Here is a 14,209-nt window from a genome sequence, read left to right as displayed (position 1 = left end):
CCGCGGCGAACCCTAGTCGCCGCCGCGCAACCGCATCGCCGGTATGCGCCAGTACGAGAACGCGCGCCACAGCCATTCCACCGGCCCGAACCGGTAATTCCGAAGCCACCACGCGCTCACCGCCATCTGCAAGGCGAACAAGACCAAGGCCGCGGCGAACAGTTCGGCGTACGACAACCGGCCCCACAGATTCAGCCCGTAGTGGTACAGCGCCCAGGTCGCGACCAGCGACTGCGCCAGATAATTGCTCAAGGCCATGCGCCCGGCCGGGGCGAAGCGCAGCGGCCAACGCGCACCGGCCTGCAGGATCAACAGCACCGCGGCGATCAACGCTAACGCCAGCGGCAGACCGGAGAGCGTGTGCAGGGTCTGCGCCAACACCGACGACGCGCTGAAGCTCACCAGCGACGGCGCGCTGTCGAGCATCAGGCTGACTGCGGTCGACACCGCGCCGATCGGCGCGCCGTAACCGACGATCGCGCGCAACGCGGCGCGGTGCCTGGCCGGATCGGCGACGACGCCGCTGCGCACCAGTCCGGCGCCGATCAGAAACAGCCCCAGCGACATCGGCAGCATCAGGCTCCAGCCGGGGACCGCGCTGTCGAAGAAGAAGCGCAAGCGCTGCGCGGTCACGGCGAAATAATCGCCGTGCCCGTATGCGGCGACTTCGGCCGCGTACTCGGCCTGGGCGCGGGCCAGATTCTCCGCATTGCCCTGCGCCACGCCGGGCACCGCGAACGCCGCCGCGATCAACAGCATGTAGCCGATCACGCTCAGATACAGCATCGCGCCCAGCTTGAGCCAGGTCTCGCCCGAGCACCGGCGCAACAGCAGCAGCGCGAACGCGCTCAGCGCGTAGGTGACCAGGATGTCGCCGGCCCAGATCAGCCAGGCGTGGAGCAGACCGATCGCCAGCAAACCCAGGCTGCGGCGCAGATACACCGGGCGGAAATCGCGACCGGCCGCGCCGGCGCGTTCCAGCATCACCGCAAAGCCCATGCCGAACAGCAGCGCGAACAAGGTCCAGAACTTGTTCCGCACCAGCACGTACACCAGCGCCGACAAGGCCTGGTCGATGCCGCTCAGCGCCGGATCGATGCCCTCGCGCAACTGCGCCAGCGGCCCTGCGAAGCTGGCGATATTGCTCAGCAGGATGCCGAGCAAGGCGATCCCGCGCAGCGCATCGAGCGCGATCAGCCGGTCGCGTGCGGGGATCGGCGCCAATTGGGTTGCAGCGGACATCGTGCGGTGCCTGGGGTCGGAAGCGTTGCGCCGGCGCGGAAACCTCGCCTCGGGCCATGTTGCCCGAACGCCTGACTCAGGCCGTTGCCGAACCGGGCGTCGGCGCGGAGCTTGGGCGTGATCGGCCGCAAAAGCGAACGGCCCGCTCGCGCGGGCCGTCCGGGTCGCGAGCTCGGCCCGGTGTCCGGGCCGAACCGCTTATCAGTGTGCGTGACCGCCGTCGCCGTGGACGTGGCCGTGCTCGATCTCTTCCTTACCGCCTTCGCGCACGTCGACGATCTCGACCGCGAAGTGCAGATCCTTACCGGACATCGGGTGATTCAGGTCGACGTCGACCACGCTCATGCCGATCTTCTGGATGGTCACCGCGCGCGGGCCGAAGTTGGTCTGCAGCACCGCCTGCATGCCGACTTCCAGCTTGGTGTCCTTGAAGTACTTCTTCGGCACGCGCTGGGTCAGCCCGTCCTGGCGAGCGCCGTAGGCGTCGGCGGCGGCCACGTCGACTTCGAACTTGTCGCCGGCTTCGCGGCCTTCCATCGCCTTTTCCAGGCCCGGGATGATGTTGTTGTGGCCGATCAGGATCGCCAGCGGCTCGCGGCCTTCCGAGGTTTCCAGCGGCTCGCTGCCCTGTTCGGAAACGGTGTAGTGGAAACGCACGACGCGATCTTTTTCGATTTTCATGGCAAGTCCGGCTGGAAGACCGCGCAAACGGCGATCAGGAAAGGTAACGGCGGCGCCGATGTGGATGGGCCGCCACAAAACGTCACATGGATTGTCTTGTCGCCGCCGCCGATAGCCGCCAAGCTATCGGCGTGACGAAGGCCGCGCATTATCCCGGCAACACCGCTCCCGCGCCAGCGCGCGGGCCGCTGCCGTTGCCGGCGCTGCTGCTGGGGCTGGCCCTGAGCGGCCTGCTCGCGGCCTGCGGCGGCAGCCAGCAGACCGTCAAGCGCCCGCCGCCGGGCCAGCCGACCAAGGTCTGGCCGCACGTCGACCCGGAGAACCCCGGCGCCGCCAATTCGGTGCTGATGCGCGCTTTCAGCCTGGTCGGCACGCCCTACCGCTACGGCGGCAACACCCCGGAAGGCGGCTTCGACTGCAGCGGCCTGGTCAATTACGTCTATCGCGACATGCTGGCGATGAGCCTGCCGCGGACCTCGCGCGACCTGGCCGGCTATCAGGGCCCGAAGATCGCCCCGTTGCTGCTGGCCGCCGGCGATCTGGTGTTCTTCGGCAGCTCCGGCAACGTCAGCCACGTCGGCATTTACGTCGGCGAGGGGCGCTTCATCCACGCCCCCAGCAGCGGCGGCACGGTGCGCCTGGACCGTCTGGACGGCCCCTACTGGCGCGACCATTACAGCGGGGCCAAACGAGTTCTCAGGAAGAACTGAGACTCATGAATGCGCGGCAGGTCTCAGACCAGTCAGAAATGTGAGGAAAATCACACACCTGTTAACGGCCGCCTAACGAAATTTGAACCACCCTCTCGCGCTTGGCAGGTATCGTCCCCTACCGGTGACGACTTCGTGATTACTAAGTGACGACCCAAACACCTCGCCACAACCGCCAGGCTGCCACCCCCCAAGCATCTTGCGACACCGCCCAGAGCCGCTCCGGCCGGGCCACCCAACGTCTTCTGCTGACCGCCGCGCTGGCGGTTTGCGCGCTGCCCGCGTTCGCCCAGTCCGCGTCCCAGACCGGCACCGCCGCCGGTTCGGCGATCGGCGGCATCCTTCCGGGCGGTCCGTCGCTGCGCAACGATTCGGCCGACGCGCCGGAACCGACCGCCGGCAACATGCTGCCGGAGGCGATGACCCTCTCCGACCGCGCACTGATGCTCGCCACCGACCTCAACCGCCTGCTCGGCCAGGGTCAGGACGTGGCGCTGAGCAAGACCGACATGCCGGTGGCCGAACAAGGCCGGATCAAGGGCATGCTGCAACGCGCGCTGGCCCTGCTCGGCACCCCCTACCGTTGGGGCGGCACCTCGCCCGACCAGGGGTTCGACTGCAGCGGCTTGGTCGGCTACGTGTTCCGCAATGCCCTGGGCATCGAACTGCCGCGCGTTTCGCGCGAGATGGCCAAGACCGGCGAAGTGATCGACCGCGACGCCATGACCGAAGGCGATCTGGTGTTCTTCGGCCGTCGTGGCCGGGTCGACCATGTCGGCATCTATCTGGGCGACGGCCGTTTCGTGCATGCCCCGCGCACCGGCAAGGACGTGACTGTGTCCAGCCTGGACAGCGGTTACTGGAGCGGGAAGTTCATGGAAGCGCGTCGGGTCGACGGGATCTGAGTTCTGCGCTTCGATATGCATACGAGAAACAGGCCGCCTTCGGGCGGCCTGTTTCGTTTTGGGGCGGCGCTTGAGTCGGCGCCCCCTTTGAAAAAGGGGGCGAGCGCCTGGTGAGGCACGAGGCGGCGAGAAACCGCAGCGCGGGGGATTTGCGCGGTTAAGAGCAAATCCCCCCTACCCCCCTTTTTCAAAGGGGGAAGAGCAAACGCGGCTCAACTCTCGTGAACGTACCGCTCCACCGTCGCCTCAATGCCCTTGCTCAACTCCATCACCTTCAGCGCGTACTCCGCCAAACGCTTGTCGTCCTCGCTTTCCGGCGTCCACGACGGCACCGGCGTCGGCTTGCCTTCGACCTGATCCATCGCCACGAACACGATCACGCAATGGGTGCACAAGCGCTCTTCCGGCTCGCCGTCGTCCAGACCGGGATCGCGCGCTTTCACGTCGACCGCGAAATGCATGCTGCTGGTGCCAGTCAGGATCAGCTTGGTGTGCACGGTCACCAGATCGCTGATCCGGATCGGGGCGACAAAACGGATCCCGCCGACCGCGACGGTGACGCTGTATTTGCCGCTCCAACCGACCGCGGCGGCGTAGCCGGCCTGATCGATCCACTTCATCACCATGCCGCCGTGGACCTTGCCGCCGTAATTGACGTCGGTCGGCTGGGCAAGGAAGCGCAGGTTCAATTCGCGTTGCTGGCCTTTCATGCGCGGGCTCCGCTGGTGGAGGTGTAGACCTTGAGATGACGGACCACCGCCGCGCCGACGCGGTGCACCGCTTCGCGCTGGCGCTCATCGCCGAGTTGGCCGTAGTCGTGCAACTTCTCGCCCGCCTGTCCGACCGCCACCTGCTGCGGCACCACGATCAAGCCCAGCTTGGCCAAGGCATCGCGCAGCACCAGCAGCGAACGCAGCCCGCCCAGCGGGCCCGGCGACGCCGAGACGATGCCGGCGACCTTGTCGGCGAACAGGCTGGTGCCCGAACGGCCGTCGCCGAGCGGGCGCGAGATCCAATCCAGGGTGTTCTTGACCAGCGCCGGCATCGATCCGTTGTACTCGGGCGTGGAGATCAGCAAACCGTCGTGCTCGGCCATCAACGCTTGCAGCAGGCGTGCGTTCTCCGGCAGACCTTCGGCTTCGATGTCGCCGTCGTAGATCGGCAGCGGGTAGTCGCGCAGTTCGATCTGGGTGACCGTGGCGCCGGCGGCGCGCGCGCCTTCGGCCAACACCGGGATCAGCCGGCGGTTGTAGGAACCTGCGCGCAGGCTGCCGGCGAAGGCGAGCAGGCGCGGGGCGTCGGATGGGCTGGCTGCGGACATAAGGTCCTCCGTGGCGAGGCGGGCATTATGGCGCGGGATTGGGGATTCGGTTGCAGCCTCGATGGCCGCCTTTTCGCCCGTCATTCCCGCGAACGCGGGAATCCAGGGCCTTTCGTGCGAGAACGCCGGAAGTCTGAACGCTCGGTGTTTCGCAACGAAAACTGCGAAGGCGCGTCGACAGGCTTCACGCTGTTTCGCGCGAAAGGCCCTGGATTCCCGCGTTCGCGGGAATGACGAGCAAAAGAAAAAGCCCCGGCCAAAACGGCCGGGGCTTCCAGGTCTCTTCGTCGGTCGTCAGTCGCCGATCACCGACAACCCCGGCGCATACGCCAATCCGCGCATCCGCCAACGACCAACGCCGAATCACTTCTCCTGCTTGAACTCGCCGTACTGCTTGAGCTGCGACTGCACCGCCTGGTAATCGCCGACCACGATGATCGACTGATCCTTGGGCGCGTAATACTTCTTCGCCATCGCCTGAACCTGCGCGGCATCGACCGCCCGGACCTTGGGCACGTACTCGCCGAGGAATTCCGGCGGCAGGCCGAACAGCCAGTTGCTCGCCAACGACGCGGCCACCGCGCGTTGCAGCTGGTTGTTGATCAGATAACCGCCGGCGACGTAACGCTTGGTGTCTTCCAACTCCTGCGCCGGCACCGGGTAATCGTTGAGCTTGCCGAATTCGTAGATGAATTCGCCGATCGACGCGCCGGTGACTTCGTTGCGCACGTCGGCCGAGGCCTGGATCGCGCCGCCGGACAGCAGCGCGCTCAAACCGCCGCGGGCGCCGTAGGTGTAGCCCTTGTCCTCGCGCAGGTTCTGCATCAGCCGGCTGCTGAAGCCGCCGCCGAGGACGATGCCGGCGAGCTGCGCCGGGATGTAGTCGGCATCGGTCGCGGGAATCGCCGGGCGGCCCAGCCGCACCGCCGATTGCACGCTGCCGTCGCGCTGCACGAACACCCGCTGCGCCGGCGCGCTGCGGCGCGCGGCGGCGGTGTCGGCGATGGGCTCGCCGCTGGCTTTCCAGTCGCCGAACGCCGCTTCGGCGAGTTTGAAGCCTTGCTCGGGGTCGATGCGGCCGGTGATGACCAGCAGCGCGCGGTCGGGACGGAAACGTTTGGCGTGTTCGGCGCGGACCTTTTCGGCGGTGATGGCGTTGATCGAGGCTTCGGTTGGCTGGGTGCGCGCATACGGATGATCGCCGTAGGTCGCCGCCAGCAACGCGCGCGTGGCCTTGAACGAAGGCTGCGCCTGCGCGGCCTTCAAGCCTTGCAGCGCGTTGGCCTGGGCCAGCTTGACCTCATCGTCGGGGAAGCTGGCGCCTTCGGCCACGTCCGACAACAAGGTCAGCATCGGCGCGGCTTGCGAAGGCAGAGCGTTGGCGCTGAGCAGCACGCCGTCGTTGACCGCGTTGGCGCCGATCTCGCCGCCGTAGCTCTGCGCGGTTTCGGCGATGGCCTTGGCGTTGAGCTTGGCGGTGCCCTCCACCAGCAGACCGGCGTAGAGCGAAGCGAAGCCCGGCGCGTCGGCCGGATCGGCGGCGTAACCGGCATTGCGCACGGTCAGCACGTAGTCCACGCGCGGCAAGCCCTGACGCGGCACCACCCACACCTGCAAGCCGTTGGCCAGGGTTTTCTGCGCGATCTGCGGCACCGGCAAGGCTTTGTCGGCGGCCAGCGGCGGCAAGCGCTCGGGCAGCTTGGCGGCGGGACCGGCGACGGCGGTGCCGGCCAGCGCGGTCAGGGCCAGCGAGAGGGACAGCGCGAGCGAAGTAGTCTGGAGTCTCATGGCGTCGGTCCTCAGTTCTTGCCCGACGGCGCGGCCGTCTGGGTCTTCGGCGCGTCGGCCTTGGCCGCGGGCGCGGCGGCCATCGCGGCCGGCCGGCGATCGATCACGGTGCGGTTGGCGCGGGTCAGATAGGTCTTGGCCACACGCTGCACGTCGGCCGAGGTCACCGCTTCGATCCAGCCGGGAATCTTGTTGACCACGTTCGCATCGCCCCACAAGGTCTGCATCAGCGCGATGGTGTCGGCGCGGTCGATGTAGCTCTCCAGGCCGTTGTACCAATCGGCCAGCATCTTGGTCTTGACCCGCTTGAGCGTGGCCGCATCGACGCCGCTCTGGGCGATCTTGGCCACCTCCTCGTCGATCGCCGTCAGCACCGCGTCGGCGTTGGTGTCGGGCTTGTACAGCGCGAACAAGGTGTACAAGGTCGGGCCGTTATAGGTCCACGGATCGACCAGGCCGTACAGCGGCTCGATGTTGAGCGCGATCTGGCGCTGCTTGACCAGGCCCTGATACAGCCGCGAAGCGTCGTCGCCGGCCAGCACGTTGCCGAGCACCGCCATCGGCGCGTGATCGCGAGTGCCGCGCGCGGGCATCTTCCAGGCCGCGGCGATCGCCGGCACCTGGGCCAGCGCGTCGGTCTGGCTGATCCGCTTCTCGGCGGTGTTCAGGCCTTCGCTGTAATCCGGCGGCGCCGGCGTCGGCCGGCCCGGAATCGCGGCGAAGTATTTGTCGGCGAGCTTGAACGCTTCTTCCGGGCTGATGTCGCCGGCGATGCCGAGCACGGCGTTGTTGGGGCCGTAGTAGTCGCGATGGAAGGACTGCACGTCGGCCAGGCTGGCGTTTTCCAGATCCTGGAAACTGCCGTAGCCGTCGTGGTTGTTCTCCCACTTCTGGAACGCGTGCTGGCCGATGTCGATCCACATGAAGCCGCCGTAGGGCTGGTTCTTCACGTTGACCCGGATTTCTTCCTTGACCACGTCCTGCTGGTTCTTCAGCGAAGTCGGATTGAAGTCCAGGGTCTTCATGCGGTCGGCTTCCAACCACAGGATGCGGTCCAGCGCCGACACCGGCGCGACCTCGATGTAGTTGGTGAAGTCCGGGCGGGTCGAGCCGTTGTTGCGTCCGCCACCGCCGCTGATGACCTGATCGAACACGCCCTTGGGCGCGGTCGGCGTGCCCTGGAACATCAAATGCTCGAACAAATGGGCGAAACCGGTGCGGTTTTTCGGCTCCAGGCGCATGCCGACGTGATAGACCACGCTGACCCCGACGGTCGGCGAGCTGCGGTCCTGGGACACGACCACGGTCAGTCCGTTGTCGAGTTTCTTGACCGCCACCGGCAACTGCCAACGATCGCTCTCGGCCGCGGACGCTGTAGCGAACGCGGCGGCGGTGATCGTGGTCAGTCCGGCGAGCAGCATGCTGAGGCGACGCTTGCGCATGGAGTGCTCCCTGTCCTTGTCGTATCGGTTGGTGATGGAACCGTGGCGATTATGGCCGGATCCGGCGCCGTCGCCGCAAACCCCGGCACCTTAACCCGCACCAGGGATGCCGATGCGGGTCGGAAGTCACGTAGGGAGGCGGCGCCCCTGGCCGTTGCGGGAACAATCGCCGACACTGTGCGCTCGCGGTCCCGCCCCCATTCGATACATCCCCCATGCCGTATACGCCTATCGTGGCCACCCTGGGCTACGTGATTTCGCCCGATGGCCGCCAAGTGCTGATGGTCCATCGCAACGCCCGCCCCGACGATCATCAGCTCGGCAAATACAACGGCCTGGGCGGCAAGCTGGAAGCCGACGAAGACGTGGTCGCGGGCATGCGCCGGGAGATCTTCGAGGAAGCCGGGATCGACTGCACCGCGCTGCAACTGCGCGGCACCATCAGCTGGCCGGGCTTCGGCAAACACGGCGAGGACTGGCTCGGTTTCGTGTTCACCATTACCGCCTTCGAAGGCGCGCCGTTCGCGAGCAATCCCGAGGGCACGCTGGAATGGGTCGACATCGAGCGATTGCACGAATTGCCGATGTGGGAAGGCGACCGCGAATTCCTGCCGCTGGTGTTCGACGCCGATCCGCGCCCGTTCCACGGGGTGATGCCGTATCGGGACGGGCGGATGGTGTCGTGGAAGTTTTCGCGGGTTTGATCCGCGGCAGCGCCCGCGCTTGGAGCGTGGGTCAGGTCACCTGCAACCAACGTTCGACCCGATCCCAAGGCACTTCGCACAGCTGTCCGTGTTCCGGCCAACGCTCGGGAGGGGCCGCCAGTTCGCCTTGCGGCGTTTTATCGAACGGTGCGCCGCTGAACTCGATCGCGAACACGTAGCCGGACGCTGGCGCGCGGCGTAGCAGCGCGCGGTTGGCGGGCGTCATCGCGCCGCTGAGCGGATCGGCCGCTCGCATCGCCAAGTCGTGGGATTCGTAGTCGTATACGGCCAGGCAACGCTGCGCATCGATCCGCAGCAGATAGATCGAGCCGCCGTGTTCGGGGTTCTGCAGGGATTTGATCGCGTCGAGCGCATAGCGCTCCTCGCTCACCTGCCCGGCCGCCAGATCCGCGCGGCAGCGCTGGTCCGACTGGGCGCGAATGCGCTGACGGGAGCGATCGTGTCTGAACACGTAAACCGCGCAGATCAGCGCGCTCAACAGCGCACAGACGACGATCGCCAGCGACACATAGTCGCCCACGTCGATCCCAGCGAGCTTGCGCAGCAACCAACCTGCAAGCGCGAACAGCAAGGCCGCCAGCAAACTGGTCGAGGACGTCGCCACCACCCATTCCCCGCCCATTCGCCGCAACCGCGACTTACCGGGCCGCAGCAAGGTTTCCAGCGCAGCGCGTTCCTGATCCGTCATTGCGGCGGCGGTAACTTCCATCGACACGACTCCCCCGAATGGTTCCCGCTCAACCGCCGACCCGCACCGTGCCCTTGCCGTCCTGCTGTTCGAACACGAAGCTGAAAGCCAGACTCACCGCGACCGCTTGCTCCACGCCGGTCACGCAGCCTTGTTCGTCCGGCTTGGGGCCGGGATAGACGCAACGGAACGCCGGATCGAAACGCCACTGCGCCGCGGCGGTGCGCGCGGCCTGGATGAAACGCGGATCGCGGCCGTCGCCGTCCGGGCAGCCGGCCTGGGCGTCGGCGATCGGCTGGCTGTCCATGACCCGGCCGTCGGCGCCGATCGCCACCCGCAGGCACACCGTTTGCGGCGGCAGCCGCTGGGTCAACAGCTCGGCCGGATACGCCGGCAACGGGTTGCCGGCTTCGGCCAACGGCATCTGGAAGGTTTCGTTGTCGGCCAGTTGCATGCGGTCGGTGCCGGGCATCAGCTTGTCGATCGAACGCACGCCGACCGCGCCGCTGCGGCCGTCGTCGGCCGGCGGCCGCGGCGCGGTGGTCGCGCAAGCGGCCAGCAACAAGGCGCATGCGCCCGGGAGAATCCACGTCTTCATAGCGTCCCTTGCGATTCGGCTCGGCGCCGATGATCGCGCAAGCGCTCGGCCTGCAACAAGGCCGCCAGGGTGGGGCCGCCGGCGGCCATCAGCCGCTGCCGCACCTGGTCCCATGGAACCTCCCAGACCGCGCGATCGGGCGGCCAGCCGCGGCTGGGCACGTCGAGTTGCGGCACGAACGCCAGGTCGGCGCCCTCCAGCGCGATCGACAGCACCGTCCGCGAACACGGCGCGCGGCGCTGCACCGCCTCGGTTCGAGGCCGAAGCAGCGTCAGCATGTGCTCATCGTCCGGGTCGCCGCTGATCTGGCCGTAGTCGTACACCGCCAGACAGCGCGAGGCGTCGATCCGCAGCAAGTACATCACGTGCTCGCCTTCGGCATGCACGAAGCATTCGCAGCCGCTGAATCGGTAGCGCTCTTCATCGACCATGCCCGCGCGCAGATCGGCGCGCAGCGCGCGCAGGCGCTTGCGCTCCAGCCAGCGGCGCGACAAGGCCAGCAGCACTGCGCTGACGGCGAAGATCGCCGCCATCAACGCGACCAGTTGCAGCAGATGCGCCCAGTAAACGCATCCGTTCGCGCATGACGGCAGCCAGTGGCGGCCGAACCACAGCACCACGATCAGCGCCAGCAGCATCGCCGCGACGATCAGGCCGGCGCGCGCCGCCGCGATGGAGACGATCCACTGGAACCGCGCGCTCGCGGCCAGGGTGCGCTTTTCTTCGTCCGTCATCGGACGCGACACGATTTCCACCGACATCCGCTCTGCCTCCTTGCATCGCCTCTCGCGGCGCATCTGCCGCCGCGGTCTTCCGGTCCACGCTACCGCATCAAGCGGCCTTGTCTTGCTCCAATCCTACGTTGGTCGGCGCGGCCTCGTACACCGCGCGGTCGAGCAGGCCGGTTTCCTTCGCCACCAGCACCGGCACCAGCATTTGCCCGGTCACGTTGGTCATGGTCCGCATCATGTCGAGGATACGGTCGATGGCATACAGATAGCCGATGGTTTCCAGCGGCAATCCCGCCGCGCTCAGCACCACCGTGGCCATGATCACCGCAGTACCGGGTACGCCGGCGGTGCCGAAGCTGCCGAGCACCGAGGCGATCATCACGATCAGGTACTGGTCCGCGCTCAACGGCGTGCCGGTGTACTGGGCGATGAACACCGCGCACAGCGCCGGATAGATCGCGCCGCAGCCGTCCATCTTGATGCTCGCGCCGAGCGGCGAGGCGAATGCGGCGTAGTCCTTGTTGACGCCCAGGTTGTGGGTGATCGAGCGCATCGCCGCCGGCATCGCGGCGAAACTCGACGAACTCACGAACGCCACCTGCATGCCCGGCGCGGCGCCGCGGAAGAACTTCAACGGGTTCAGGCCGTGCGCCAGCAGCAGCGCGCTGTACACCACCACGATATGCAGCGCGCAGGCCACATACAGCGCGATCACGAAGTTGCCCAGCGGCAGCAGCTTCTCGAAGCCGTACGCGCCGACCAGCGAAGCGATCAGGCCGAAGGTGCCGATCGGGGTGACTTCCAGAACGAAGCGGGTGACCTGGATCATCAGCTCGCTGGTCTCGCCGACCAGCTTGCGCACGCCGGCGACTTTTTCGCCCAGCTTGACCATCGCGAAGCCGAGCAAGGCGGCGAAGAAAATCACCGGCAGGATCGAGCCCTTGCCGGCCGCCAGCACGGTCTCGCCGGCGGCGTTCTTGGTCGTGCCGATGCCGGTCAGGGCGTAGAACGGATTGCTCGGCACCACGTCCAGCAGCACCTTGGTCACGCTGGGCACGTCGCGCGGCTTGTACGCCGAGTCCATCGCCAGACCGATCACGCCGGTGCCCGGCTGCATGATCGTGCCCACCGCCAGGCCCACGCCCACCGCCAGCACCGCGGTCACCGCGAACCACAGGAAGGTGCGGCCGCCGAGCGCGGCGATGGATTTCTGCCCATGCAGCGAGGCCACCGCGTTGATCACCGCGAAAAACACCAGCGGCACCGCGATCATCTTGATCAGGGTGACGTACAGATCGCCCAGCGGCCCGAACCAGGTATCGGCCGACGGCCCCAGGGCCCAGCCGGCCAGGGCGCCGAGGGCGAAGCCGGCGACCACGCGCTGCCAGAACGGAATACGGAACCAGGCCGAGAACAGAGCACTCATCGCCGGACTATCCCCTCGATACAAGAAGCCGCGCGCGGGGCGCGAAAGGACGACACGATAAACAGCTTGGCCGCCGCGCCGGCTAATCCGAACGCATAAGCGCGCAACCAAATTTCATTAGTGTGAGCCGGTTCGGCAAAACGCCGCCGCGTCGGCGTTGCGCGCATCAGCGCGCCTTGCCCGCACGCGCGGGCGCGGCCTGGCCGCGGCGGCCGCGCGCGGCGGGTTTGCTTTCCCCGCGCGCGGCAACGGTTTCGGGCTTGGCCGCGGGCGCCTTGTCCTGGCCGAAGCGGGCCGCCGGCAAGCCGGTGGCGCCGAGCAGGATCGCGCGCAGCAGACCGGGGAAACGCCGGTCCAGATCGTCGCAGCGCAGGGTGTTGAGATACTGCGTTCCGGATTTGACCGTGTGGACCAGGCCGGCCGAACGCAGCACGTCGAAATGCCGCGACAGGGTCGCGCGCGGCAGCGCCAGTTCGTTGTCCAGACAGGCGCCGACGCAGGACACCGGATTGTCGCGGCTCAGGCCGCGGACCAGGCTCAGCCGCACCGGATCGGCCAGCGCGTAGAGCACGGAAGTCAGTTCGATATCGTCGGTGGCGGGGTGATGCAGGGGTCTCATGGCGACAGCTTGCAACAAGCCGCGGCCTGCTGCTATCGTTTCCGTAGTTCCGAATATCGGAACAATAGCACGAGATTGGGATCGGCCGGAACCACTTCAGCCCCCAGCCGCCGCTTCCGCCAATCCCGAATCCCCGATCCCGAATTCCGCCCCCATGAACAAATCCCTCTTCGCCCTCCTGCTCGGCGCCTTCGCGCTCGGCTCGGCCGAGTTCGGCACCGTCGGCCTGATTCCGTCGCTGACCCATCAGTTGCATCGCAGCAGCGACGAACTGGGCTGGCTGGTGGCGATCTACGCCATCGGCGTCACCATCGGCGCGCCGTTGCTGACCCGGCTGCTGCAACGTCACGACACCCGCCTGACCCTGGCGGTGTCGATGGCCGCGGCCGGCGCGCTGACCGTACTGGCCTCGATGACCGAACACTTCGGGCTGTTGCTGGCGGCGCGCTTGTTGCTGGGCGCCAATCACGGCCTGTTCTTCTCGCTGGCGATGCCGTTGGCCGGGAAGCTCAGCCCGCGCTCGACCATCGAAGGCATGGCCCAGGTGATCTCGGGCCTGACCATCGCCATCGTGCTCAGCATTCCGATCATGGGTTTCGTCAGCGATCACTACCATTGGCAGGCCACCTTCTGGCTGCTCGGCGGCGCTTACCTGATCGCCGCGGCGGCGATGTGGCGCTGGATTCCGGCGCAAGCCGGCGCACGCACGCTGGAATCGCAGCAGGTGCGTTTCGGCGAAGTGATCTCCAACCCGCGGGTGCTGTCGGCGCTGATGAAGATCGTGCTGCTGTTCGGCGGCTATTTCATCGCCTACACCTACCTGCCCAAGCTGATCATCGATTCGCTGGGCTACAGCCAGGACACCGCCAATTTCCTGTTGCTGCTGTTCGGCATCGGGGTGGTGCTGGGCAATCACTTCGGCGGCATCGCCGCGGCGCGTTTCGGCGTGTCGCGCACCATCGGCTTCAACTACGCGTTGATCGCGAGTCTGTTCCTGGCGATCTATTTCCTGATCGGTCTGCCTTCGTTCGCTTACGCCGGCATTCTGGTGTTGGGCTTGTTCGCGATGAGCTCCACTCCGTCGCTGGGGCATTACGGGATCGAGATCTCGCGCCGGCTGATTCCCGGTTCGGCCGAAATCGCCTCCAGCCTGACCGTGTCGAGCTACAACATCGGCATCGCCCTGGGCTCGCTGATCGGCGGCGCGGTGTTGCGGCAGGTCGGCTTGAATCAGGTGTTGGTGGTGGCGGCTGCGGTGATCGGCTTGGGGCTGGTGGTGAACTTTCTTGAGCATCGCGCGGATCGGCGTTTGGATATGGCGATCTGAGGTGAG

Annotated in this window: 15 protein-coding genes; 4 read left to right on the top strand and 11 right to left on the bottom strand. The window is 67.0% G+C overall.

What is annotated here, in order from left to right:
• Positions 1-12: 12 nt before the first annotated feature.
• The gene (locus V7787_RS27145; RefSeq protein ID WP_336090383.1) at positions 13-1,242 is read right to left on the bottom strand and encodes a DUF418 domain-containing protein; all 1,230 of its coding nucleotides are present in this window, start codon (positions 1,240-1,242) and stop codon (positions 13-15) included.
• A gap of 201 nt (positions 1,243-1,443) precedes the next feature.
• A complete protein-coding gene (locus tag V7787_RS27140; RefSeq protein WP_336090381.1) occupies positions 1,444-1,923 on the bottom strand; it encodes an FKBP-type peptidyl-prolyl cis-trans isomerase in 480 nt (159 codons plus the stop codon).
• Between the two features lie 188 nt (positions 1,924-2,111).
• On the opposite strand from V7787_RS27140, the gene V7787_RS27135 reads away from it, so the two are divergent.
• Both V7787_RS27135 and V7787_RS27130 read left to right on the top strand, forming a co-directional pair.
• Complete coding sequence (locus tag V7787_RS27135; protein ID WP_336090475.1) at positions 2,112-2,633, top strand: C40 family peptidase; 522 nt, start codon at positions 2,112-2,114, stop codon at positions 2,631-2,633.
• A 146-nt stretch (positions 2,634-2,779) separates the two neighbouring features.
• Positions 2,780-3,538: a C40 family peptidase gene (locus V7787_RS27130; protein ID WP_336090379.1), complete on the top strand. Its 759-nt coding sequence runs from the start codon at positions 2,780-2,782 to the stop codon at positions 3,536-3,538.
• A gap of 212 nt (positions 3,539-3,750) precedes the next feature.
• On the opposite strand, the gene V7787_RS27125 is transcribed toward V7787_RS27130, so the two are convergent.
• The 4 genes from V7787_RS27125 to V7787_RS27110 all read right to left on the bottom strand — a co-directional run bounded on the left by V7787_RS27125 (position 3,751) and on the right by V7787_RS27110 (position 8,089).
• Positions 3,751-4,248: an acyl-CoA thioesterase gene (locus tag V7787_RS27125; protein ID WP_336090377.1), complete on the bottom strand. Its 498-nt coding sequence runs from the start codon at positions 4,246-4,248 to the stop codon at positions 3,751-3,753.
• A complete protein-coding gene (locus V7787_RS27120) occupies positions 4,245-4,859 on the bottom strand; it encodes an NADPH-dependent FMN reductase (RefSeq protein ID WP_336090374.1) in 615 nt (204 codons plus the stop codon). The genes V7787_RS27125 and V7787_RS27120 overlap by 4 nt, the downstream gene beginning before the upstream one ends.
• Before the next feature lie 363 nt (positions 4,860-5,222).
• Positions 5,223-6,647 (bottom strand): M16 family metallopeptidase, encoded by a 1,425-nt coding sequence (locus tag V7787_RS27115; protein ID WP_336090372.1) that lies wholly within the window; start codon positions 6,645-6,647, stop codon positions 5,223-5,225.
• A gap of 11 nt (positions 6,648-6,658) precedes the next feature.
• The gene (locus V7787_RS27110; protein WP_336090369.1) at positions 6,659-8,089 is read right to left on the bottom strand and encodes a M16 family metallopeptidase; all 1,431 of its coding nucleotides are present in this window, start codon (positions 8,087-8,089) and stop codon (positions 6,659-6,661) included.
• A 215-nt stretch (positions 8,090-8,304) separates the two neighbouring features.
• Here V7787_RS27110 and V7787_RS27105 point away from each other — a divergent pair, with 215 nt between their 5' ends.
• A complete protein-coding gene (locus V7787_RS27105) occupies positions 8,305-8,793 on the top strand; it encodes an NUDIX hydrolase (protein WP_336090368.1) in 489 nt (162 codons plus the stop codon).
• A 31-nt stretch (positions 8,794-8,824) separates the two neighbouring features.
• Here V7787_RS27105 and V7787_RS27100 read toward each other — a convergent pair whose 3' ends face one another.
• The 5 genes from V7787_RS27100 to V7787_RS27080 all read right to left on the bottom strand — a co-directional run bounded on the left by V7787_RS27100 (position 8,825) and on the right by V7787_RS27080 (position 12,876).
• On the bottom strand, positions 8,825-9,523 hold the full coding sequence (locus tag V7787_RS27100) for a hypothetical protein (RefSeq protein WP_336090367.1): 699 nt from the start codon (positions 9,521-9,523) through the stop codon (positions 8,825-8,827).
• 28 nt (positions 9,524-9,551) lie between these two features.
• Positions 9,552-10,100, bottom strand: a complete 549-nt coding sequence (locus tag V7787_RS27095; RefSeq protein WP_336090365.1) for a hypothetical protein — start codon at positions 10,098-10,100, stop codon at positions 9,552-9,554.
• Positions 10,097-10,861: a hypothetical protein gene (locus V7787_RS27090; protein WP_336090362.1), complete on the bottom strand. Its 765-nt coding sequence runs from the start codon at positions 10,859-10,861 to the stop codon at positions 10,097-10,099. Before V7787_RS27090 ends, V7787_RS27095 begins: the two co-directional genes overlap by 4 nt.
• A gap of 70 nt (positions 10,862-10,931) precedes the next feature.
• A complete protein-coding gene (locus tag V7787_RS27085) occupies positions 10,932-12,257 on the bottom strand; it encodes a dicarboxylate/amino acid:cation symporter (protein WP_336090360.1) in 1,326 nt (441 codons plus the stop codon).
• A gap of 166 nt (positions 12,258-12,423) precedes the next feature.
• Entirely contained in the window at positions 12,424-12,876 is a 453-nt protein-coding gene (locus tag V7787_RS27080) for an ArsR/SmtB family transcription factor (RefSeq protein ID WP_336090359.1), read from the bottom strand.
• A gap of 154 nt (positions 12,877-13,030) precedes the next feature.
• Between V7787_RS27080 and V7787_RS27075 the strand changes: the two genes are divergently transcribed.
• Positions 13,031-14,203 carry an MFS transporter gene (locus V7787_RS27075; RefSeq protein WP_336090358.1) on the top strand — a complete coding sequence of 391 codons (1,173 nt, stop codon included), beginning with the start codon at positions 13,031-13,033 and terminating at the stop codon, positions 14,201-14,203.
• Positions 14,204-14,209 lie beyond the last annotated feature (6 nt).

This window comes from Pseudomonas sp. CGJS7 (assembly GCF_036961695.1).
Note: the sequence above shows the minus strand (reverse complement) of the source record. Positions and strands in the feature narration are given on the sequence as shown.

Coding starts and splice junctions, on each gene's coding strand:
- V7787_RS27145 (WP_336090383.1), bottom strand. CDS start 1,242: ATGTCCGCTGCAACCCAATTGGCGCCGATCCCCGCACGCGACCGGCTG.
- V7787_RS27140 (WP_336090381.1), bottom strand. CDS start 1,923: ATGAAAATCGAAAAAGATCGCGTCGTGCGTTTCCACTACACCGTTTCC.
- V7787_RS27125 (WP_336090377.1), bottom strand. CDS start 4,248: ATGAAAGGCCAGCAACGCGAATTGAACCTGCGCTTCCTTGCCCAGCCG.
- V7787_RS27120 (WP_336090374.1), bottom strand. CDS start 4,859: ATGTCCGCAGCCAGCCCATCCGACGCCCCGCGCCTGCTCGCCTTCGCC.
- V7787_RS27115 (WP_336090372.1), bottom strand. CDS start 6,647: ATGAGACTCCAGACTACTTCGCTCGCGCTGTCCCTCTCGCTGGCCCTG.
- V7787_RS27110 (WP_336090369.1), bottom strand. CDS start 8,089: ATGCGCAAGCGTCGCCTCAGCATGCTGCTCGCCGGACTGACCACGATC.
- V7787_RS27105 (WP_336090368.1), top strand. CDS start 8,305: ATGCCGTATACGCCTATCGTGGCCACCCTGGGCTACGTGATTTCGCCC.
- V7787_RS27100 (WP_336090367.1), bottom strand. CDS start 9,523: ATGGAAGTTACCGCCGCCGCAATGACGGATCAGGAACGCGCTGCGCTG.
- V7787_RS27095 (WP_336090365.1), bottom strand. CDS start 10,100: ATGAAGACGTGGATTCTCCCGGGCGCATGCGCCTTGTTGCTGGCCGCT.
- V7787_RS27090 (WP_336090362.1), bottom strand. CDS start 10,861: ATGTCGGTGGAAATCGTGTCGCGTCCGATGACGGACGAAGAAAAGCGC.
- V7787_RS27085 (WP_336090360.1), bottom strand. CDS start 12,257: ATGAGTGCTCTGTTCTCGGCCTGGTTCCGTATTCCGTTCTGGCAGCGC.
- V7787_RS27080 (WP_336090359.1), bottom strand. CDS start 12,876: ATGAGACCCCTGCATCACCCCGCCACCGACGATATCGAACTGACTTCC.
- V7787_RS27075 (WP_336090358.1), top strand. CDS start 13,031: ATGAACAAATCCCTCTTCGCCCTCCTGCTCGGCGCCTTCGCGCTCGGC.